Source organism: Novacetimonas hansenii, assembly GCF_014843995.1.
GTDB lineage: Bacteria > Pseudomonadota > Alphaproteobacteria > Acetobacterales > Acetobacteraceae > Novacetimonas > Novacetimonas hansenii.
The window spans coordinates 299,096-319,400 of sequence record NZ_CP062147.1 but is presented as its reverse complement, the minus strand read 5'-3'; the positions used below and the strand labels follow the sequence as shown (position 1 = coordinate 319,400).

At 63.9% G+C, this 20,305-nt stretch carries 18 protein-coding genes and 1 riboswitch; of the genes, 11 read left to right on the top strand and 7 right to left on the bottom strand.

The annotated features are described in order from the left end of the window. Positions 1 to 7: 7 nt before the first annotated feature. Positions 8 to 1,003, bottom strand: a complete 996-nt coding sequence (hpnA, locus tag IFJ82_RS01360) for a hopanoid-associated sugar epimerase (protein ID WP_003616603.1) — start codon at positions 1,001 to 1,003, stop codon at positions 8 to 10. A gap of 189 nt (positions 1,004 to 1,192) precedes the next feature. Between hpnA and IFJ82_RS01355 the strand changes: the two genes are divergently transcribed. Then, positions 1,193 to 2,263 (top strand): lysylphosphatidylglycerol synthase domain-containing protein, encoded by a 1,071-nt coding sequence (locus tag IFJ82_RS01355; RefSeq protein WP_192265343.1) that lies wholly within the window; start codon positions 1,193 to 1,195, stop codon positions 2,261 to 2,263. Positions 2,264 to 2,302: 39 nt separating this feature from the next. Further along, a complete protein-coding gene (locus IFJ82_RS01350; RefSeq protein ID WP_003616607.1) occupies positions 2,303 to 3,211 on the top strand; it encodes a prephenate dehydrogenase/arogenate dehydrogenase family protein in 909 nt (302 codons plus the stop codon). Positions 3,212 to 3,470: 259 nt separating this feature from the next. Here IFJ82_RS01350 and pyk read toward each other — a convergent pair whose 3' ends face one another. The 4 genes from pyk to IFJ82_RS01330 form a co-directional block, all read right to left on the bottom strand. Further along, a complete protein-coding gene (gene pyk / locus IFJ82_RS01345; RefSeq protein ID WP_003616608.1) occupies positions 3,471 to 4,913 on the bottom strand; it encodes a pyruvate kinase in 1,443 nt (480 codons plus the stop codon). A 135-nt stretch (positions 4,914 to 5,048) separates the two neighbouring features. Next, a complete protein-coding gene (locus tag IFJ82_RS01340) occupies positions 5,049 to 6,119 on the bottom strand; it encodes an SH3 domain-containing protein (protein WP_192265340.1) in 1,071 nt (356 codons plus the stop codon). 17 nt (positions 6,120 to 6,136) lie between these two features. After that, positions 6,137 to 6,562, bottom strand: coding sequence for a DsrE family protein (locus IFJ82_RS01335; RefSeq protein ID WP_062809701.1), 426 nt, complete (start codon positions 6,560 to 6,562; stop codon positions 6,137 to 6,139). Then, entirely contained in the window at positions 6,559 to 7,407 is an 849-nt protein-coding gene (locus IFJ82_RS01330) for a HesA/MoeB/ThiF family protein (protein WP_062809702.1), read from the bottom strand. Before IFJ82_RS01330 ends, IFJ82_RS01335 begins: the two co-directional genes overlap by 4 nt. Before the next feature lie 161 nt (positions 7,408 to 7,568). On the opposite strand from IFJ82_RS01330, the gene IFJ82_RS01325 reads away from it, so the two are divergent. Beyond that, entirely contained in the window at positions 7,569 to 8,189 is a 621-nt protein-coding gene (locus tag IFJ82_RS01325) for a DUF2939 domain-containing protein (RefSeq protein ID WP_003616616.1), read from the top strand. 56 nt (positions 8,190 to 8,245) lie between these two features. Here IFJ82_RS01325 and IFJ82_RS01320 read toward each other — a convergent pair whose 3' ends face one another. Then, entirely contained in the window at positions 8,246 to 8,473 is a 228-nt protein-coding gene (locus tag IFJ82_RS01320; protein WP_003616619.1) for a DUF3126 family protein, read from the bottom strand. Between the two features lie 267 nt (positions 8,474 to 8,740). On the opposite strand from IFJ82_RS01320, the gene IFJ82_RS01315 reads away from it, so the two are divergent. Beyond that, positions 8,741 to 9,295: a hypothetical protein gene (locus IFJ82_RS01315; protein ID WP_040510282.1), complete on the top strand. Its 555-nt coding sequence runs from the start codon at positions 8,741 to 8,743 to the stop codon at positions 9,293 to 9,295. Here IFJ82_RS01315 and IFJ82_RS01310 read toward each other — a convergent pair. After that, complete coding sequence (locus IFJ82_RS01310; RefSeq protein ID WP_003616622.1) at positions 9,267 to 11,048, bottom strand: hypothetical protein; 1,782 nt, start codon at positions 11,046 to 11,048, stop codon at positions 9,267 to 9,269. The two genes, IFJ82_RS01315 and IFJ82_RS01310, sit on opposite strands and share 29 nt — an antisense overlap. A gap of 393 nt (positions 11,049 to 11,441) precedes the next feature. Here IFJ82_RS01310 and IFJ82_RS01305 point away from each other — a divergent pair, with 393 nt between their 5' ends. The 7 genes from IFJ82_RS01305 (at position 11,442) to IFJ82_RS01275 (ending at position 20,200) form a co-directional block, all read left to right on the top strand. After that, a complete protein-coding gene (locus tag IFJ82_RS01305) occupies positions 11,442 to 12,368 on the top strand; it encodes an MIP/aquaporin family protein (protein ID WP_192265339.1) in 927 nt (308 codons plus the stop codon). Positions 12,369 to 12,576: 208 nt separating this feature from the next. Beyond that, positions 12,577 to 12,739: riboswitch (FMN riboswitch) on the top strand. A 97-nt stretch (positions 12,740 to 12,836) separates the two neighbouring features. Further along, positions 12,837 to 13,910 (top strand): bifunctional diaminohydroxyphosphoribosylaminopyrimidine deaminase/5-amino-6-(5-phosphoribosylamino)uracil reductase RibD, encoded by a 1,074-nt coding sequence (gene ribD / locus IFJ82_RS01300; protein WP_075624940.1) that lies wholly within the window; start codon positions 12,837 to 12,839, stop codon positions 13,908 to 13,910. Next, positions 13,892 to 14,506, top strand: a complete 615-nt coding sequence (locus tag IFJ82_RS01295; protein WP_062809703.1) for a riboflavin synthase — start codon at positions 13,892 to 13,894, stop codon at positions 14,504 to 14,506. The genes ribD and IFJ82_RS01295 overlap by 19 nt, the downstream gene beginning before the upstream one ends. Then, on the top strand, positions 14,506 to 15,774 hold the full coding sequence (gene ribB / locus IFJ82_RS01290; RefSeq protein WP_192266253.1) for a 3,4-dihydroxy-2-butanone-4-phosphate synthase: 1,269 nt from the start codon (positions 14,506 to 14,508) through the stop codon (positions 15,772 to 15,774). The genes IFJ82_RS01295 and ribB overlap by 1 nt, the downstream gene beginning before the upstream one ends. Before the next feature lie 24 nt (positions 15,775 to 15,798). After that, positions 15,799 to 16,284: a 6,7-dimethyl-8-ribityllumazine synthase gene (gene ribH, locus IFJ82_RS01285; protein WP_003616631.1), complete on the top strand. Its 486-nt coding sequence runs from the start codon at positions 15,799 to 15,801 to the stop codon at positions 16,282 to 16,284. A 71-nt stretch (positions 16,285 to 16,355) separates the two neighbouring features. After that, the gene (locus IFJ82_RS01280) at positions 16,356 to 17,372 is read left to right on the top strand and encodes a lysylphosphatidylglycerol synthase domain-containing protein (RefSeq protein WP_003616633.1); all 1,017 of its coding nucleotides are present in this window, start codon (positions 16,356 to 16,358) and stop codon (positions 17,370 to 17,372) included. A 233-nt stretch (positions 17,373 to 17,605) separates the two neighbouring features. Further along, on the top strand, positions 17,606 to 20,200 hold the full coding sequence (locus IFJ82_RS01275; protein WP_192265337.1) for an MMPL family transporter: 2,595 nt from the start codon (positions 17,606 to 17,608) through the stop codon (positions 20,198 to 20,200). Positions 20,201 to 20,305: the final 105 nt, after the last annotated feature.

The window sequence follows — 20,305 nt, the reverse complement described above, 5'->3', positions numbered from 1 at the left end:
GCGGACCTCAATCCAGCATACCATGCTGGCGGAACCAGTCGATGGCGTCCTTTACGGCGTCCCGCGCGGGACGGGGGGAATAGCCCAGTTCCCGGATCGCCTTGTCAGAGGAAAAGAACATCTTCTTGTGCGACATCGCCAGCATTTCGCGCGTGACGCGCGGGGCGATGCCGAACATGCGCGACAGCCATTCGCTGACGATCGCAACGGGCCAGATCACCGCCTGTGGCAGGCGGACGCGCGGGGGCGCCACCCCGGCAAGTTCCGCCGTCATCGCAAACAGGTCGCGCAGAAGGTAATTCTGCCCGCCCAGGATATATTTCTCCCCCACGCGCCCACGTTCCAGCGCCAGCGCATGCCCCTCGGCCACGTCATCAACATGGACGATATTCACACCCGTATCGACATAGGCAGGCATCCGCCCCGCGGCACAGTCGAGGATCATCTGCCCCGTGGGCGTGGGCTTGATGTCGCGCGGGCCGACAGGGGTGGAGGGGTTGACGATCACGGCAGGCAGCGCACGTTCATGGACCAGGCGCAGGACTTCCTGCTCCGCGCGGTATTTGGAACGCTTGTAGATCCCGATCACGCCATGTTCATGGACCGGCGTTTCCTCGTCGCACACCGTCCCGTCCCCGATCAGGCCAAGCGCCGCAACGGAGGAACAGTAGACGATCTTTTCCACGCCCGCGCGCTGCGCCGCAAGCATGAGCTGGCGTGTCCCCTCCACATTGGCGATCATCATGGGGACGGGATCGGGCACCCACAGGCGGTAATCCGCGGCCACATGAAACACATACCGGCACCCGCGCACCGCAGCGTCAAAGGTGGACGGGGTGGACAGGTCCCCTTCCACCAGTTCGCATGGCAGGTCGCGCAGGTTGGTGAGATCACTGCCCTTGCGCACCATAAGGCGCAGCGAATGGCCACGTTCCAGCAGGTTGCGGGCGACAGCAGAGCCGACAAAACCGGTTGCACCGGTGACGAGCGTTGGGGCAGTCATGACCTGAACGAGCACTCCGTGACAGAATTCAAGATTGCGATACGGACTCGCAACCAGCAAGAAGTACCATTTATCCCGACACCTCGCGGTGGCGCCAGACCCTGTCGTGGTGTAAGTCAGGCGCGCACTGTCACTTCGGGCGGACATTGCGACCGCTTTTCGGCTTAACAGACGCATTACGGATCTTTCTTGAGAAAGCTTACCATCCTGCTGGCCTTCCTTGGCCTGGCCTTCCTTACCGGTTGCACGGCGTGGCTTGGCGCGGGCTCCGTCATGAAGGCGATCGTGTCGATCGGCTTCGTCGGATTCATGGCAACCGTGCTGGCGCAGCTTGCAGTCGATGCAATACTGGGTCTTGCATGGCACGCGGCTTGTCGTGACATTTCTGTCCGGCAACTGCTGGTATCGCGCATGATCCGTGATGCGGCGGCGTCATGCCTGCCCTTCTCCCAGCTTGGGGGGATGGTGATCGGCATCCGCGCGACCTGTTCAAGCCACCTGTTCGCGGGACGTCGCGGACGCACCATCAGCGGGCCGGAAGCCGCGTGCGCGAACCTGGTGGACATCACGACAGAGGTGATGGGCCAGATCCTGTTCATCCTCACCGCCGTGCTGTGCCTTGTCGCCCACCAGCAATCCAGCCCCTTCGCCAAGCCGGTGATCATCGGTCTTGTGTTGCTGACGATGGGAATTGGCGGCTTCATCTGGACACAACAGCACGGGGGGTCGCTGCTCAAGCGTGCGGGCCGCATGCTGGGCCATAACATGGCGACGCAGTGGCAGGATGCGATGATGAGCAGCGCCGACAGCCTGCAGGAACGTTTTGACGAGATCTGGTCGCACCCGCGCCGCATCGCAGAGGCCGCGTTCCTGCACTATCTGGGCTGGCTGGGCAGTGCGGGCACGATCTGGGTTGCGTATTATTTCCTTGGCGCGAAGCTCAGCTTCAGCGGCGCGATCGCCATCGAGGGCGTGGCCTGCGGTATCATGTCCGTCTCATTCCTTGTCCCCGCCGGGCTGGGCGTGCAGGAAGCGGCCTATATCGCGCTGGGTTCGGCCTTTGGCATTGCGCCGTCCGTCTCGCTTGGGCTGTCACTGCTGCGACGCGGGCGTGAACTGGTGATCGGCATCCCGATGCTGCTGGGATGGCAGGCCATGGAAATGCGTGGCCTGCGCACGACGCCGCAGGCCACGCCTCCCGACGCCAAGGACGCCGCCCCCGCCGCAACCCCGTCCACCACCACCCCACCGGGCGAATAACCCGCCCCCATCCCCGCACAGCTTTGACCCGGTGCCGCCATGACCGCCACGCCCTTCGTCCCCCCCCTGTTTGACAAGCTGGTCATCATTGGACCGGGCCTGATCGGTTCGTCCATCCTGCGCCGTGCGATGATGGACCGTGACATTGCGCGTGAAATCGTCGCCAGCGATATCGACCCGAAGGTCTGTGCGCGCGTGCGTGAACTCGGCATTGCCGACCAGGTGGAGCCCGACGCCACACAGGCGGTGCGGGATGCGGACTGCGTGATCCTGTGCGTGCCGGTGGGCGTGATTGGCGAGGTCGCGGCACAGGTCGTCCCGGCCATGAAACCCGGCGCGATCCTGAGCGAGGTGGGATCGACCAAGGTTTCGGTCATCAACGCCGTACTGCCCGCGCTGGCGTCACGCCCCGATATCGCCTTCGTCCCCGCGCACCCGATGGCGGGGACGGAATATTCCGGCCCCGACGCGGGGTTTCCCAGCCTGTTTGAAAACCGCTGGTGCCTGCTTCTGCCGTTGCAGGACACGCCCGCCGACGCGGTGGCGCGGATTTGCGCCATGTGGGAGGCGATGGGCGCGCGCCTGCGCACCATGACGCCCGAACATCATGACCGGGTGTGCGCCATCGTCAGCCACCTGCCGCACCTGCTGGCGTTCACCATCTGCGGCACGGCGGATGACCTGGCGGATGAAACACGTTCCGAAGTGCTGGATTTCGCGGCATCGGGCTTTCGCGATTTCACCCGCATCGCGGCGTCCGACCCGACGATGTGGCGTGACATCTTCCTGAACAACCGCGAAGCACTGCTGGAGATGCTTGAACGTTTCATGACCGACGCACAGGTCATGGCCGACGCCATCCGCAGGGGCGACGACACGATCATCGTCGATCGCATCGCACGCGGGCGCGCCATCCGGCGCACCCTCATTGAAAACCATCAGGCCTGATCGTCAGGGCTGATCATCAGGTCTGCGGCCCCTTCTGGCTGTTTCGTAAAAATACTGCCGGTCACAGGGCAGAAAGAAGAGGTTTGGGGGCAGGAGGCTTGAGAGACTGTCTGGAAAGTCACCCTCGATAACATACTGAAATCCTAAAGGTTTTTTGTGAAGCTTTTTCCAAAAAGCTTCGAAAGACGCCGCCTTTTTGAAAAAAGGCGGCACCCAAAAACTTTTTTTGTTTTTTACCGGTGACCAGTGGGGCCTGACCCTACTGCACCCGCGCCACACGCAAGGTGTTGGTACTGCCGGTCACACCAAAGGGCAGACCGGCGGCAATGACCACAGCATCCCCCGGCCCCGCGCACCGGGCCTGCGTCGCGGCTTCAAGGGCCTGGTCCACCACGGTCTCGATCCCATAGACCGGAACTTCCTGCCCCGCCGAAAGCGCAACCACGCCCCATGCGATACACAGCCTGCGCGCGATTTCATCCGTGGGCGTCAGGCCAATCACCACGCAGTCGGGCCGTTCACGCGAAATGCGCAACGCCGTGCGCCCCCCCAGCGTAAAGGCCACGATGACCGGGGCATCCACCGATACCGCCACCTGCCGTGACGCGGCGGCGATCGCATCGGCGACGGTACTTTCGGCAGGTGATGGGGTGGCGGCCTGCATCGTCAGGTTCCATCCCGCATCGCCTTCCACGCTGCGTACGATACGATCCATGATCGCCACCGCCTCACGCGGGTAATCGCCCACGGCGGTCTCCGCCGACAGCATGACCGCATCCGCCCCATCAAACACCGCCGTCGCCACATCCGACGCTTCCGCCCGGGTGGGGGTAGGGGCGTGGACCATGCTTTCAAGCATCTGCGTCGCAACAATCACCGGGCGGCCCATGCGGCGTGCAACGCGGATGATCCGCTTTTGCGCCACCGGCACCTGTTCTGGCGGCAGTTCGACGCCAAGGTCGCCACGCGCGACCATCACCACGTCCGACAGGGCCACAATCTCGTCCACGCTGTCCATGGCCTGCGGCTTTTCCATCTTGGTCAGTATCCAGGCCTGCCCCCCGACAAGTTCACGCGCATCGCGCACGTCCTGCGGGCGCTGGACAAAGGACAGGCCAACATATTCCACCCCGAGTTCCAGGGCGAAGGCCAGATCATCGCGGTCCTTTGTGGTAATGGCGGGGATGGGCAGGACCACATCGGGAACATTGACGCCCTTGCGATCCGACAGGCGCCCCCCGACCACCACCTGCGTCAGGAGGTGATCCGCCCCCTTTTCACGTACCTCCAGCCGGAGCCTGCCGTCATCAAGCAGAAGGCTGCTGCCGATGGCGGCGGCCTCCACGATTTCGGGGTGCGGCAGATGGACGCGCGTCTCGTCCCCCGGATGGGGTTCAAGGTCAAGGCGGAACATCGCGCCGGGGCGCAGGGTCACGCCACCGTCGGCAAAGGTGCCAACCCGCAGCTTCGGCCCCTGAAGGTCGGCCAGAATGCCCAGCGGTCGCTGGATCTCGGCTTCCACCGCGCGGATGGTCGCATGGCGCTGCGCGTGTTCGGCGTGCAGCCCGTGGGAGAAATTGAGGCGGAACACATCGACGCCGGCATCCGCCAGCGCGCGTATGGTCCCGTAACTGGAGGTGGCCGGTCCCAGCGTCGCCACAATCTTGGTCCGTCGCTGGTCATGCGCGAATATAGGGTCCATCGGGAATCCTCTTTGCCGGACGGACGCAATGCGCGCCGTTCGCGGCCCTTGCCTGAACCGGCATTCCCGATGCGCGCACGGCATGGGAAATGCCTGCCACCGCGCACGCCAGACCGCGATCAGGCCAGAGCGCGATCAGGACGGCGAGATGACTTCCTGCGGCAGCAGCCCCCACAGCGACTGCCGTTCCAGCCAGCCGGAGTACTGCTTGACCGTTACCTGGCACCAGCCCGAACCTGCCGGACACTGGCGCAGCGTCCCCACCACTCCGGGCTTGAGCACCGCGACAATGGGGGACGCGGGATCTGCCTTGCCACGCAGCATGACACCACCCGGCACGGCCGCCGCCTGCGTGGCGTCGGCCACATGCCCGATGATGCGGCTGTCGGCCCGACCGATGACATCCGTTTCCTTTGCGGATGGCTGGCCTGCCTGCTGCGCATCACCCTGGACTGGCTGTCCCGGTATGACGAACGTGCGTGTCCCCACCAGGGTTGCCTGATGGACCCACCCTTTCTGTCCGTCCGCATCCTCCACCAGTCGCCAGACATCGAATTCACGTTCGATTTTCACCGGCAGCCCACGGCGGTGATACACCCAGTCGATGGGATAACGCTGTCCCGGCCCGGCGCGCAGGTTGACCTCGTCCGCGCGGAACGCGGCAAAGCGCGGCAGCGGCAGGCCGGTCGCACTGCCCTTGTCAGGGGACATCCCCGCCGCTGCACCGGCGGGCGCCGCAGCAGCAGTGGTACCTGCCGCCGCCGTGGCCGCAACCGCGGCCCCCGCCGCGACGGGGGCCGCCACGGCGGCGGCATGGGCGTGATGATGTGCCGGCGCAACAGGCATGGCGGCGGCATGTTCATGCCTGTGGGCGGCGGATATGCCCTTGCCCTTATGCCCGGCATGGGCCGCATGGACCTTGCTGGCCTGTGCGCCTTTCTTTTCCGCCGCGACCCCCTTGTGATGGTGTGCGCCGTGATGCGGGGCATGGTGCGCGCCCGCCTGTGCCGCCGGGGCAGTGGCCGCCGCCTGCGCCCCATGGACACCTGCCATCACGCCCCCACCGAACAGGGCCAGCATGGTGGCGGCCCGCGCCGCGCCCCACAGGTGACGCGAACGCATCCCGATGGGGGAAGCCGCCCGATTGCCCACCGTCCGCGCGGTGGAAACATGCGGTGCACAAACATGCCGCGTGCCTTGCGCCATCGCGTTCCTCAATCCTTTTATAACGTTATGACCTGCCGCCCACGGGCGGCATCCAGGAATGTCGGCACCCCCGCGACACGCACCGATGGCAACAGCGCCTCATGCCCCAGACCACATAGCCTCAGTCCCGCCTCGCACGCCAGCAGGGTACATTCCAGTTCCACCACCGCATCGCGCAGTGTTGCAAACGTGGCGACACCGCGCGCGGCCATTTCCGCATCCTGTCGCACATCACGCAACCCCCGCCAGTCCCGCGCCAGCGCATGCACGCCCCGCCCGGCCGCGAACAGCACGACCGACCGCCCCAGCGCAAGGCCCGACGCCGCAAGGACCAGCGCATAATGTGCCCGTTCATACCCCCCGTCGAGCAGCAGGATCGCAAGATCCCCCGACGCGGACGCATTGTCACACGCCGATGGCGTCCCGTTTACGGCGTCACTCATGACGGCGCCATCGCATCATGCCCGCAAGCCGCGCCATGGACGGCGGCAGAGGCGGCGGCAGGGGCATGGCCCGACAGGTCATGGATGGTCGCATGCCCCCCACACAGGCGGCAGTCCGGGTCGCGGGACAGGCGGATAGTATGAAACCGCATCGCCAGCGCGTCCCACACCAGCAGGCGCCCCGACAGCCCTTCGCCAATGCCCAGGATTTCCTTGAGCACCTCTGTCGCCTGCAGGGTACCCATCACGCCGGTCACGGCGCCAAACACCCCGGCCTGCGCGCATGACGGCACCATCCCGGCAGGCGGGGCGGATGGATACAGGCAGCGATAGCACGGCCCCCCGTCATGCGGGCGAAAGGTCGAAAGCTGTCCCTCAAACCGCAGTACCGCCGCCGAAACCAGCGTCCGGCGTTCCAACACGCACGCATCAGCCAGCAGGTAGCGGGTGGCGAAATTGTCGCACCCATCGCACACGATATCGTATCCACGCACCAGTTCGCGCACGTTATCCGGGCCAAGGCGGATGTTATGACAATCGACCGTCACACCGGGATTGAGCGCGCGCATCGCCTCCGCCGCCGATTCGACTTTTGCATGGCCGACCCGCGCCGTGACGTGGGCGATCTGGCGTTGCAGGTTCGACAGGTCCACCACATCATCATCCACCAGACCGATCCGCCCCACGCCAGCGGCGGCAAGGTAAAGGGCAAGCGGGGACCCAAGACCGCCGGCCCCGATGATGAGGACACGGGCCTTCAGCAGGGTTTCCTGTCCCGTGCCCCCCACCTCCGGCAGGAGGATATGGCGCGCATAGCGCTGTATCTCGTCTTCGGAAAAATCCATCCGTCACCCCCGGCCTGGTGTTGTTTCAAAGCCCACGGGCCCCTGCATGAAATCACAATTTCGTGATGCCATGGGTGCCATTTCATGAAACCAATGCATGCCCGATATGTTTCCAGTATAATGCGGGCTGACCGCGAACCACCATGGGGGAATATAAAACAATGTCTTCTCTTTCCCGCATGAAAATCCCGTCGTCGCTACCGGAAATGCGCAGGCAGCAGGCGCGCTGGATATGTGCCGGGACGTTCGCTGCGGCAACATCACTGTATGCCGCATCGCCTTTTGTCACATTGTGGTCAATTTCATCCGCCATCCAGAACCATGACATGCACGAACTGGGCGAAAGCATGCGATGGAATTCCGTACGCGACAGCCTCAAGACACAGGCGGTGGATGAACTTCTTGGCCCCAGGCCCGCCGAAGACGACCTGCCGGCCTTCGGGGCCTCCTTCGCCAGTACCGCCGTGTCGAACGCGATTGATACACGCGTGAACGAAAACAACCTTGGCGATATCGTCGACCACCTTGTCCCGCAGGGACAGGCGGCGACCTTCACCCCACTGGCATTCGTGCAGCGCGTGCATGCGCGATTCGTCAAGCCCGGCCTGTTCGAAACCAGCATCGTCATGCCCGGCCATGAAGGCGAGACACCGTTGCGCGTGCAAATGCGCATTCACGCGTTCCAGTGGCAGATCCATCGCATTGACCTGCCAACATCGCGCCAGCCGCTGATGGAAGCCTCCGCCACGCAGGCACAGCCCCCCGCCATTACCCGGCACTGACCCGCGCGGGCCAGGGGCAGGGCTGTGGCGCGGGGCCTGATGCCGGGGCGCAGGGATCAGCGCGCGGGTGGCAGGTCTTCTTCGAGTACTGTCATATGCACGGCATAGGACACCTCGCCTTCGTCCTCGTCACGATGGATGGTTCCCACCACTTCGCCATTGACGGCCAGTTCGACCGACAGGCCCGCGCGCGGCGGGGCATTAACCGTCAGGCCGGGCGAACCCAGCAGGCGGCGCAGGCAGGTCTGAAGGCGGCTGATCTCGGATGTGGAAATGGCGCTCATTGCTCTTGTCTCTCCTTGGGGGACGGATATGGCGGGGTCACAAACATGCCCTTAACGGGGCCGGATGCAAAACCGGGCCCCCAGCCCGCCGGACCGCGTCCGATACCAGATGATGAAATACGGATATTGCCGCACGCTATAGGCACATGGCGTTTTCCCCGCAACCGCCCCGTGCCCATGATTTACCCCATCCTTGCCCCGTGATTGCCACGAAGTCCCGGTCTTTTGCCACTTACGGGTTCAACAACAACGCCATAGGAAAAAAGTTTGCGGCTACGCTCCCTCCCACGCCTTGTGCTGTTCTGGCTGCTTCTTGCGCTGCCCATCGGGCTGACCGCGCTGGCGGCCGGCACACCCACGACGCCCGGCGCCCCGGTGGAGGCATCGCGCGTCCTGACGGCACGCGGGCTGGCGACGCGCATCCGCGATACGGGGGCACGTGAAAGTGTAAGGCAGCTTGAACGGCAGCAGGCATGGCCACATGTGATCCGCGCCGTTTCCGCCGGATGGGGGGGATGGATCGCACTGGTGCCCGACCTGATCGCCAATACCGACAGCGCACATGTCAGCGCCCTGCAGGCCGCGCTTCGGCGGGGGCTTGCGCATAATCCGCGCGCGGTGATGCAGATCCTTGATCCCGGCAATGGGGCATTGCTGGGTGGGGGGCGCATCTGCGTGGATACCGGCATGACCCGGCGCTGGCGCACGGGCGTGATCACGGGGCTGCGCGCCATGCATGACATACACCTGAACCATCAGGTGTCAGACTGCCTGGCCGCGCTGCATGCGCCCCCTACTGAAATGGCAGATAGCGGAAAGTGACATAGATCGTGTTGCCCCCGGTTTTCGGGTCGATCCTGCCCCCCGCACCATTGGTGCCGGAAAATGCGATCTTCTGCACATAGGTATACTGCACACCGGTCATCACCGCGCCATAACGGCCCTGCAACATATGCCACCAGCCCCCCACCGTCATGTCGGCCACGGTGCGCGTCTGCGCATTACAGGTGCTGGTCGTGATCTGTTCGATATCGCATGAGGCGAGATCAAGGTCACTGACGCCATAGCCGTACTGGCGTCCATCAAGACCACGATAGCTGCGTCGGCCCGCCGTTTCGATCCCACCATACAGATAGAGCAGCACATTATCCGTCGGATGCCCGATCAGCCCGAGGCTGCCAATCAGTTCGGGAATGGGCGCGGGCGTGCCATCAGCCTTGAACGTGGCGTCGGAAATCATGGATGGCCCATAGCGCCCGATTCCCTTCCCCGCGAGGACATTGCCCGTCACCTGCAGGTATTTGGGAATGGCATGAACGGTGATGTCGCCACCGACACCCCCGGCAAAGGAAATCCGTTCGCGGATCGAATTGCTGCCATAAGCCTTTTCCAGTGCCTTGAACCAGCGCGCCAGGCCGTACACCTCATAATGGGCCAGTTTCGTATCCAGCGCGCCCTTGAGCACAAGGTCCGGCGCCACATCCATGCTGTATTTGGCATTGGGGTTCAGCATACCCGTCCCGGTATTGTTATACAGGACATCCGTGCCGCCACGCATGCCCACGCCCGGCTGCAACGTGCCATCGTCCAGCATGCCGTCAGATTCCGCAAAGGCGACCTGCGGGGCCTCGATCGACAGGCCCACCCACCATTTACGCCCGAAATCCTTGATAAAGCGGATCTGGGGCACGCGGGTAAACACGATACCGGGGATCTGGTTGTTATCCACCACGGGGGGCAACTGCTCATGCCGCGACAAAAGCCCCTGTGTATAGCCGGTCGTCAGGCTCCACGCCTGTCCGGCAAGGACATGGAACCCCCATTTCGTATCGCTATAGGTCATGTAGGCCTGGCGGATACGCGGGGTATAGCTGTTGGTCTGATAACTGTTGGCGGTACCGGCAGCACCACCGAAATCGGTCTCGATATACGCCGAAAGCACCTGGTGGTCCGTCGGCGTTCCCTGCAGCAGCACACTCAGGCGCGTCAGCTGTGCGGAGGGACGGTATTCCCCGGTATGGGCGTTGGGGCTGTTGGCATAGGGAAAGCTGCCCCAGCTTGTGGCGGGACCGCTGGTCAGGTTCTTGCTGCGGTAGATGTTGGAAAAGTCGATGAACCCGCCAAGCCGCACCGACACGCCGCCGATGCGGAACACGGGCGGCAGGCTGTCCACACCGGTCTGGGTGATCGACAGGGGGCTGGAGGAATCCATGTTCAGTTGCGGCTGCTGCTGCGCATTGGTGTCCTGAAGCGCCGCGTTGGCTTCCTCCGCCGCGGTCTGGCTGTCGGCGGAAACGGCGGGACCGCCGATCGACAGGTGGCGCAGGTCGGGCACGGCACCGGGGTCGATGGGATGCGTGTGCGCACCGCCATCCGACAGGCTGTTCTGCCGTGTGCCATGGCGTGCGAACAGGTGGCCACCCCCATTGCCCGCCGCATGGGCATGGTGCGATTCCAGCCGTTCGACCTTGGCCTCCAGCCTGCGCATCTCCTCGCGGATGGCCTGGATTTCGCTCAGGTCATCGGCACGGGCCGGAAGGGCGATACAGGCCGCGAACACCCCGGACAGCACCATGGCCACGCCCCGCACCGCCGTCCGGTGGGCGCACCGGTGGACGCACCCGCCATCGCGGTGACGGACAGGATCATGTATTTTCTGCCAACAGCACATCGTTCCGGCACGCAGTCCCTAAAGCAGATACAAGAACATCATCGCATCGTGACAACAGCCACAGATGGATATGGCCGCGCACGAGTATTTCATGCCATGAAAGTGTTTTTTTCGCATACACTTTGCAGCATGTTGCCTCATCAATAAAAATAAGAAGAACTGTTATTTAATTATTATTGGATTCAGCATCTTATATTCACATGATTATATATATTTCATAACATTTCTTCCTGTAGACAAGGGGCCTACGCCCATTTTCCGGGGTACAGCCCTGTCACAGCCATGGAAGAAGGCGGCATGAACACCCTTCCTGCTTCATCATCCCCCGCGACAGCCCCCCACACACAGGAGGACCGCCCCCTGTCAGGTGCGGCCCACCCCGACCATCCCCTGCACTGGACATTGTATGGGTGTGAAATGGTGGCCACCGCGACCCTGATGATATGCGGCGTCATCTCGGTCGCGGTCCTGACGGCGCCACAGGGTGCGGTGGGGGCATTCCTTGCCCCCCATCCGATCATCCAGATTGCATTGTGCGGCCTGTTTTTCGGCCTGTCGGGCACGGTCGCGGCCATGACCCCGTTTGGCAGGGTCAGCGGCGCGCATGTGAACCCGTCGGTCTCCCTGGCATTTGCCCTGTCGGGAAAGCTGGGGTGGGTGGACCTGTGCGGTTATGTCATCGCACAGATGGTTGGCGCATGCCTTGGCACATGGCTTCTGGCATGCGCGGCAGTACTGTTCCCGTCATGGGGGCATCTGGTGACGACAGCGGGATACGCGGCAACGGTGCCTGCGCCCCATGTCGCCATCATGTGGCCGCTGATGACGGAACTGGTGCTGACGGCGCTGCTGATCCTCATGCTTTACGGGCTGGCGGGGCATCCGCGTTTCAAGGAACTGACGCCATGGGCGGGGGGCCTGTTCTTCCTCTTGCTCAATCCCGTCTCCGCATGGCTGTCGGGCAACAGTTCCAATCTGGCGCGCAGTTTTGCGCCCGCCCTGTTTTCGGGACAATGGACGTCTTTCTGGATCTATGCCATCGGGCCGTTCGTGGGCGCATCCCTGTCTGTGCTGGCGATCCGCATGCGCCTGTTCGGTCATCTGGAGGTGGAAGAAGCGCGCCTGGTCAATTTCGGCCACCATGGGCGTGTCCCCTCCCTGTTCCACCCAATGCGCCGACACGCAGAGAGGCAGGAAGCGAAGATACAGGGAAAAGAAGGATAGCAAGGCACGGTGGGGGATCTTGCACCGCCTCTGCCCCATGGCGGCAAAGGGGCATGCCTGTGGGGTGGGTTTCACGACAGCAGGTCCGGGTGAATCCGTGTGAAAACGCCTCTTGGGGAATGTGATCGGGGACAGGGCTTGCAATTGCCTGTCATTCTTCCCAAACTATAGGCCAAGTTGATGGGTCGGTTCATGGGAACCGGCCCGCAGACGTTCTCGGGGCGGGGTGCAATTCCCCACCGGCGGTGTTTGACGGGGCGTAACAGTCCCGCCATCAGTCCGCGAGCGCCTGGCGGCATCAGCCGACAGGGTCAGCAGATCCGGTGAGACCCCGGAACCGACGGTTACAGTCCGGATGATAGAGAACGAACGCATGTCAGGATGTCCGCACCCGTTAACGGGTGCGGCATGCAGGCGTCGTGCGCCCTGGGTCCGTCCGCATAGTGGATGGAGAGTATCGTCGTGGACATGTCGGCTGGACATGCACGCACGGGGACAAGGGCAGGCGGGCTTCCCCCCCATATCGAACGGGCCTTCCGCGCGGCGGTGGCGGACGCGGTGCGCCATGTCGGCGCGACCGCACCCAACCCGCCCGTGGGCTGCGCGATCCTCGACGCTGCGGGGACGATCCTGTGCACTGGCGCGCATCACCGCGCGGGCACCCCCCATGCGGAGGCACGGGCCATCGCCCTGTGCCGTGAACGCGGCCTGATCGAACGTGCCCATACCATCGTCGTGACGCTGGAGCCGTGCAACCACACCGGGCGCACCGGCCCGTGTTCGCAGGCCATCATGCATACCCCCATCCGCACCGTCTGGATCGGGGCGACGGACCCCAACCCCAATGTCGCGGGTGGCGGGGCGGATTTCCTGCGTGACCACGGGTGCGATGTACGCCTCCTGTCCGATATGGGCACATATGACGCAGCAGAACTGGCCCGGCTGTGCCGGGGCCTGATTACACCCTTTGCCCATCTGGCACGTACGGGCCGCGCATGGGTCACGGTCAAACAGGCCGTTGACGCCGCGGGGTCCATGCGCCCGCCCGCCGGACGCACGACCTTTACCTCCGCCACAGCACTCGACCTTGCACACCGCCTGCGCCGCGCGACGGATGCGGTCGTCACCGCCACCGGCACGATCGCGGCGGACCGCCCGGGACTCGATGTCCGGCGCGTACCCGACCATCCGGGCCGCGCGTCACGACTGCTGGTGATATGCACCACACGCGGGCAGGTCGATGAACAGTATGCCACGCAGGCCCGCGCGCGCGGGTTCGATGTGCGGACCTGCACCGACATCCGCCACCTGCCGGACCTGCTGGGCCGGGCCGGGGCGATGTGGGCGCTGGTGGAGGCCGGGCCGGGCCTGCTGTCGGCAATACGTGAACATGCAACATGGGATGACTGGCTGACGGTTACGGTCCGCCCCGACGGGACGGAGGCCATGGAGGTCAGCGTACGCACGGGCGGGGACACGCCGCTGTGCCTGTTCCCCGAACTGGATATCCCGAAAGGAGCGACATGTTTTCAGGGATCATAGAGCATCTGGGCACCATCACCACCACACAGCGGGGCGAACGCGACCTTGAGGTGCAGGTGGCGACCGGGATCACGGACCTGTCGCTGGGCGAAAGCATCGCGGTCAATGGCGTGTGCCTGACGGTGACGGCATTCGACACGGCAGGTAACGCCACGTTCTTCATCAGCCCGGAGACGCTGGAATGTACATCGCTGCGCCAGCTTGCGCCGGGGCGTCGCGTCAACCTGGAACGCGCGGTGACACCTGCCACCCGCCTGTCGGGCCATATCGTGCAGGGCCACGTGGACGCCACCGCCCGCCTGCTGTCGGTCACACCCGAAGGGGAGGCGCGTCATATCGCATTCGCCGTCCCCGCGCGCCTGCGCCGTTATCTCGTGGACAAGGGGTCGATCACCCTTGACGGCATCAGCCTGACCCTCAACGCCGTCGGCGCACCGGGCGAAGACGCAGGGCCGGACGCCTTTCGCATCGAACTCATGATCATCCCCCATACATGGGAACACACGACGCTGGGCACACTGACGCCCGGCGCGGACGTGAACGTGGAAGTGGATGTCATCGCAAAATACGTGGAGACATTATGCCAGTACCGTTGATGCCCCCCCGGCTGGAACACGCGGTCGCGACCATACGGCGTGGCGGAATGGTCATCCTTGTCGATGATGAAGACCGCGAGAACGAGGGCGACCTTGTGATGGCGGCGGAACTCGTCACGCCAGAGGCGATCAATTTCATGATCACCCATGCCCGTGGCCTGGTGTGCATGCCACTTGCCCCCGCCCTGATCACACAGCTTGGCCTGCCGATGATGACGCAGGTCAATACCTGCCCGCGCGGCACGGCGTTCACCGTCTCCATCGAGGCGCGCGAAGGCGTGACCACCGGCATTTCAGCCGCCGACCGCGCACGCACCATCCTTGCCGCCGTGGCCCCGGATGCACGGCCATCGGACCTTGTCTCCCCCGGGCATATCTTTCCCCTGCGCGCCAAGCCGGGCGGAACGCTGGAACGTGATGGCCATACCGAGGCATCGGTGGACCTCGCACGCCTTGCCGGGCTGATGCCTGCCGCCGTGATCTGCGAAATCACGAACGATGACGGCACCATGTCGCGCATGGACGACCTGCGCCCCTATGCCGAAAGGCACGGGCTGCCGATCCTTTCCATCGCCGAACTTGCGGCGTGGCTGCGCGCACGGGCCGACGCGGCCGCCACACCGGACGGAACCGATACGCCCCTGCCCCGCGTCGAACAGGTGGCGCAGGCAAAGCTGCCGAGTCGCTTTGGCGGGGAGGACATGATTATCCATGCCTTCCGCGCGCCCGATGGCACGGAACATGTGGCAATGGTCAAGGGCCAGCCGGACGCGGCGGGATGCGTGCCGTTGGTGCGGCTGCATTCCGAATGCGTCACGGGCGATGCGCTTGGTTCGCTGCGCTGCGATTGCGGGGCGCAGCTTCAGGCGGCGCTGGAACGGATCGACCGCGCGGATACCGGCGTGCTGGTGTACCTGCAGGGGCACGAGGGACGCGGCATCGGGCTGGCGAACAAAATCCGCGCCTATGCACTGCAGGACATGGGACTCGACACCGTGGATGCGAACCACCGCCTTGGCTTCGACACGGATACACGCGACTGGAACGTGGCGGCTGACATCCTGCGTGCGCTGGGAATCGGGACACTGGACCTGATGACCAACAATCCAGACAAGGTCAGCGCCCTGACGCAGCGCGGCTTTACCGTGCGTCACCGCGTGGCGCTCGACATCGCGCCCAACCCCTTCAACCGTGCCTATCTGGATGCCAAGCGCACCCGCATGGGCCATAAGCTCTGCCTGCCCGTGACTGCCCCGGTCGCGGAATAAAGGCCCCTTCAGGAACCTGTTCCCATGAGTACAAACATTCCCTCCACCACCGTGGACCTGACCTTCGCACATCCGCCACGCCTTGCCATCGTGGTCAGCCGGTTCAATGAAAATGTGACGCATGGCCTGCGTGACGGCGCGCTGGCGTGGCTGCGTGAACATGATATTGCCATGCGCGATGACGATGTCATGTATGCCCCCGGTGCGTACGAACTGCCGCTGCTGGCACAGACGCTGGCGAAAACCGGACGTTACGACGGGGTTGTCTGCCTTGGCTGCGTCATCAAGGGTGAAACCGCGCATTTCGAATTCATCAGCCTTGGCGCTGCTGTCGGCCTGATGCAGGCATCGCTGTCAACAGAAGTACCGGTCGCGTTCGGGGTGGTGACAACCTATACCGACCAACAGGCGATCGTGCGTTCGCGTGACGACGTGCATAACAAGGGACGCGAGGCCGTGGCTGCCTGTGTCGAAAGTCTTGCATTGATACAGAAAATAAGAGGCTGTTAAGGTCGTAGCATCTTCGCGCGCGGCAGCCCCGCGCGCGACATGGACAACGGCGCGCGACAAGGGGACGGCGGATGAGGCTGATCACTTTCATCGCCGGGACATTCGGGATCGGGCTGACGGTATGGATGCTCTCCCGTTTCGGCCTGCATGACATCCTTGCCCTGATCGCCACGGGCGGGTGGAGCCTTGCCGCCGTCATCATCTTTCACGCCACACAGGTCTGCGCCTCCGCCCTGGCGTGGAAGATCCTTGCCGAAAGCCATCGTCGCCCCCTGCCGCTGGGTGATTTCCTTGTCCTGCGCTGCGCGCGCGAGGGGATCAACAACCTGCTGCCGGTGGCGCAGGTAGGGGGCGAGGTCATTACCGCACGCCTGCTGTCACGCCGTCATGGGGTGGGCCTGCGCCGTGCGGCGGCCTCGACCATCTGCGACCTGACGATCGAACTGCTCAGCCAGGTGACATTCACGCTTATCGGGCTGGGGGCCCTGTTCTGCCTCGTCAACCGTTCCGCCGTGACGGACGAACTGATGGAAAGCGCGGGCGCTGCCCTGCTGCTTGGCGCGGTATTCCTTGGCAGCCAGTATCTGGGCGCGGTTTCCCTGATCGAGGGGCTGCTGATGCGCATCGCATCGCATCTTGGCTGGGGCGGGATGGAGGATATCCGCGGCCTGCATCATGAAATCATCACGCTGTACAAAACACGGTCAAGCGCGCTTCGCGCGGGGGCACTGCAACTGCTGGGATGGTCACTGGGCACGTTTGAGGTCAGCATCATCATGCACGGCGTGGGCCACCCGCTGTCACTGGGGCAGTGCCTGGTGATCGAGAGCGTGGGACAGGCGGCGAAATCCGCCGGCTTTGCCGTGCCCGGCGCGCTTGGTGTATCCGAAGGCGGGTATATCATCATCGCCGGCCTGTTCGGGGTGTCACCACAGGTGGCCATTGCGCTGTCACTGATCAAACGATTGCGTGAGATCGCATGGGGCCTGCCGTCTCTGATGGGATGGCAATGGATGGAGCTGCACTGGATTATCCCCACGAATACGAAAAACCCCGCACGGGGAAAAGAGATTCCCGAACAGTCATAATGGCGTCATCCGGCGGGCCGCCGCCTCTGATGGGCGCGGCGCGGGGGCATGACAAAAGCCCAGGCCACCATTACGTGCGTCACACCGCCATGTTCATGACACGGATGGCGGCCACGGTAACAAAGAACCGCCTTGCATCACACGTGCTTCATGGGCCAAACCGAGGCTCTTCCACCCGGTGCCAGGACGAAATACGCATCGGCAACGGTTTCTGAAGGGCTGAATAACTCGTCATGCTATCGGTACCCCTTGGGCGTCTTGTCGCGTTCTGTTCCAACCGGGCCATTACGGTGGTCCTGGCCTTTGCCATTCTGGTCGGGGGGGCAGTCTTTGCAAGCTATACGCAACTGGGCGTCACCACCGACACGGGCATGATGTTTTCATCCGACCTGCCATGGAAACAGCGTTCGGATGAAATGGGGCGGCTGTTCCCGCAAAAACAGGACCAGCTTGTCGCGGTGATCGACGCGGTCCTGCCCGAAGAGGCGCAGCAGACCGCCATAGACCTTGCCGCGCGGCTGAAGAACGACCACGTACATTTCAATTACGTCACCACCCCGCAGACCGATCCCTACCTTGTACGCAACGGGCTGATGTTCCTTGACCCCAAGGCGCTGGACCGGGTGCTGGATACCACGATCACCGCGCAACCCTTCCTGGGGCAGCTTGCGGCGGACCCGTCGGGACGCGGCCTGTTCGGTGCCCTGTCGATGATCGCACTGGGTATCGAGCATGGTGAAGGCGACCTCAAAGGGTTCCAGTCCGCGCTCTCGGGCTTTGCCACCACGCTGGAGCATGCCGCGCAGGGCCATCCAGAGACGATGTCGTGGGAGCGTCTGCTTGCGGGCGACCTTGCCGACCTTGGCGGCAAGTACCAGTTCGTCGTGACACAGCCCAAGCTTGATTACGATTCGTTCCAACCCGGTGGCGCCGCCGCCGACGCCATGCGTGACGCCGCGCGTGACCTGCCATTCGTCAAGTCCGGGCGCGCGCACATCCATATCACCGGCGACATCCAGATCGCGGACGAGGAATTCGCCACTGTGGCCGAAGGTATGGTCGCGGGCCTGCTGGGGTCGCTGGTGCTGGTGACGCTGTGGCTGGTGCTTGCGGTCCATACGTGGCGGCTGATCGCACCGATCATCATCACGCTGGTGGCTGGCCTGTTGCTGACCACGGGTTTCGCCGCGCTGGCGGTGGGCAAGCTGAACCTGATTTCCGTGGCGTTCGCCATCCTGTTCGTCGGCATCGCAGTGGATTTCGCCATCCAGTTCTGCGTGCGTTTCCGCGCACAGTCGCTGCCCGATGGGGGCGTGCCAAGCCTGCATGACGCGCTGGAGCGGACCGGAAACGAAACCGGGCACCAGATCCTTGTGGCCGCGACCGCGACCTCCGCCGGGTTCCTTGCCTTTACGCCCACCGCCTTTGTCGGCGTGGCGCAACTGGGCCTGATCGCCGGTTTTGGCATGATCTTCGCCTTCGTCTGCACGCTGACGCTGCTGCCTGCGCTGCTGCGGATCTTTCGCCCGACCTCCGGCCATGGGGCGGTCGGGTTCGTCGCCGCACGGCCCATCGACATCAGCATCCGCCATCATCGCAAGCCCATCCTGGGCGTATTCGCCTGCCTTGCCCTGCTGGGCGCGGGCCTGATCCCGACCCTGACATTCGACGCCGACCCGCTGCATACCAAGAACCCCAAATCCGAGGGCATGGTCACGCTGGGCATGCTGATGTCGGAACCGCAATATTCGCCCTATTCCGTCGATGTGCTGATGCACAGCCTGGACCAGGCGCATGTCATGTCGGACAGGCTGTCGCAGTTGCCACTGGTGCATGACGCGCTGTGGCTGGGATCGCTGGTGCCATCAGACCAGACCACCAAGCTGCCGATGATCCAGGATGCGGCGAACATCATGCTGCCCACCCTGATCGTCCCCAATCCCAAGCCCGCGCCGGACGCCAACGCCCTGCGTGAAGCGGCGGCAAAAACGGCGGCGGACCTTGGCGGCGTGCTGGACAAACTGGCCCCGAACGACCCGCTGCGCCAGATCCAGTCCACGCTTGCACGTCTGTCGCACGCGGATGACCAGACGATCCTTGCCACCAACGAGGCACTGGTCCATTTCCTGCCGATGCAACTGGACATGCTGCGCACCATGCTGCAGGCCAAGCCGGTATCCATTTCCGACGTGCCGCCCATCCTTGCCAACGATTACCTGCTGCCTGACGGGCGCGCCCTGGTGGAGGTCCACCCCACCAAGGAAATGACCGGCAACGCAGCGCTGCACCGGTATGTGGGCGAAATCCAGAAGATCGCCCCCACGGCAGCAGGCAGCGCCATCGACATCGTCGAAAGCGCGGCAACCATGGTCCATGCCTTTGTCATGGCCGCGTGCGCCGCGATCGTGATGATCGGCATCATCCTGTCGGTCGCCCTGCGCCGCCTGCTGGATTCGGCGCTGGTGCTGGCACCGTTGCTGCTGTCGGCGCTGATGACGGTCATCCTGATCGTGTTCGTGCCCGAACAGCTTAACTTTGCCAACATCATCGCCCTGCCCCTGCTGCTGGGTGTCGGCGTGTCGTTCAACATCTATTTCGTCATGAACTGGCGCGCGGGCGTGAAGATGCCGCTGTCGAGTCCCACGGCACGCGCGGTGCTGTTTTCCGCCCTGACAACCGGTACGGCGTTCGGTTCACTCGCCGCGTCGCACCACCCGGGCACCGCCAGCATGGGGCGGCTCCTGCTGCTGTCACTGGCATGCACGCTGGTCGCGACGCTGGTTTTTGTGCCAGCACTTCTGCCCAAACGGGCAATTGACGAGGAATAAGCCTCAGGGGCTCTGCCCCTGAAACCCCGCCAAAGGTCACGGGCCTTTGGAAACCATGACTTTATAAACGAATCAGGGTGCAGGGATCGTGATCCCTGCCGGGTC

What these genes read in the sequence shown, in the direction of transcription:
- hpnA (WP_003616603.1), bottom strand. Translation starts at nt 1,003, where the DNA reads ATGACTGCCCCAACGCTCGTCACCGGTGCAACCGGTTTTGTCGGCTCT.
- IFJ82_RS01350 (WP_003616607.1), top strand. Translation starts at nt 2,303, where the DNA reads ATGACCGCCACGCCCTTCGTCCCCCCCCTGTTTGACAAGCTGGTCATC.
- pyk (WP_003616608.1), bottom strand. Translation starts at nt 4,913, where the DNA reads ATGGACCCTATATTCGCGCATGACCAGCGACGGACCAAGATTGTGGCG.
- IFJ82_RS01340 (WP_192265340.1), bottom strand. Translation starts at nt 6,119, where the DNA reads ATGGCGCAAGGCACGCGGCATGTTTGTGCACCGCATGTTTCCACCGCG.
- IFJ82_RS01335 (WP_062809701.1), bottom strand. Translation starts at nt 6,562, where the DNA reads ATGAGTGACGCCGTAAACGGGACGCCATCGGCGTGTGACAATGCGTCC.
- IFJ82_RS01330 (WP_062809702.1), bottom strand. Translation starts at nt 7,407, where the DNA reads ATGGATTTTTCCGAAGACGAGATACAGCGCTATGCGCGCCATATCCTC.
- IFJ82_RS01325 (WP_003616616.1), top strand. Translation starts at nt 7,569, where the DNA reads ATGTCTTCTCTTTCCCGCATGAAAATCCCGTCGTCGCTACCGGAAATG.
- IFJ82_RS01320 (WP_003616619.1), bottom strand. Translation starts at nt 8,473, where the DNA reads ATGAGCGCCATTTCCACATCCGAGATCAGCCGCCTTCAGACCTGCCTG.
- IFJ82_RS01310 (WP_003616622.1), bottom strand. Translation starts at nt 11,048, where the DNA reads ATGGTGCTGTCCGGGGTGTTCGCGGCCTGTATCGCCCTTCCGGCCCGT.
- IFJ82_RS01305 (WP_192265339.1), top strand. Translation starts at nt 11,442, where the DNA reads ATGAACACCCTTCCTGCTTCATCATCCCCCGCGACAGCCCCCCACACA.
- ribD (WP_075624940.1), top strand. Translation starts at nt 12,837, where the DNA reads ATGTCGGCTGGACATGCACGCACGGGGACAAGGGCAGGCGGGCTTCCC.
- IFJ82_RS01295 (WP_062809703.1), top strand. Translation starts at nt 13,892, where the DNA reads ATGTTTTCAGGGATCATAGAGCATCTGGGCACCATCACCACCACACAG.
- ribB (WP_192266253.1), top strand. Translation starts at nt 14,506, where the DNA reads ATGCCCCCCCGGCTGGAACACGCGGTCGCGACCATACGGCGTGGCGGA.
- ribH (WP_003616631.1), top strand. Translation starts at nt 15,799, where the DNA reads ATGAGTACAAACATTCCCTCCACCACCGTGGACCTGACCTTCGCACAT.
- IFJ82_RS01280 (WP_003616633.1), top strand. Translation starts at nt 16,356, where the DNA reads ATGAGGCTGATCACTTTCATCGCCGGGACATTCGGGATCGGGCTGACG.
- IFJ82_RS01275 (WP_192265337.1), top strand. Translation starts at nt 17,606, where the DNA reads ATGCTATCGGTACCCCTTGGGCGTCTTGTCGCGTTCTGTTCCAACCGG.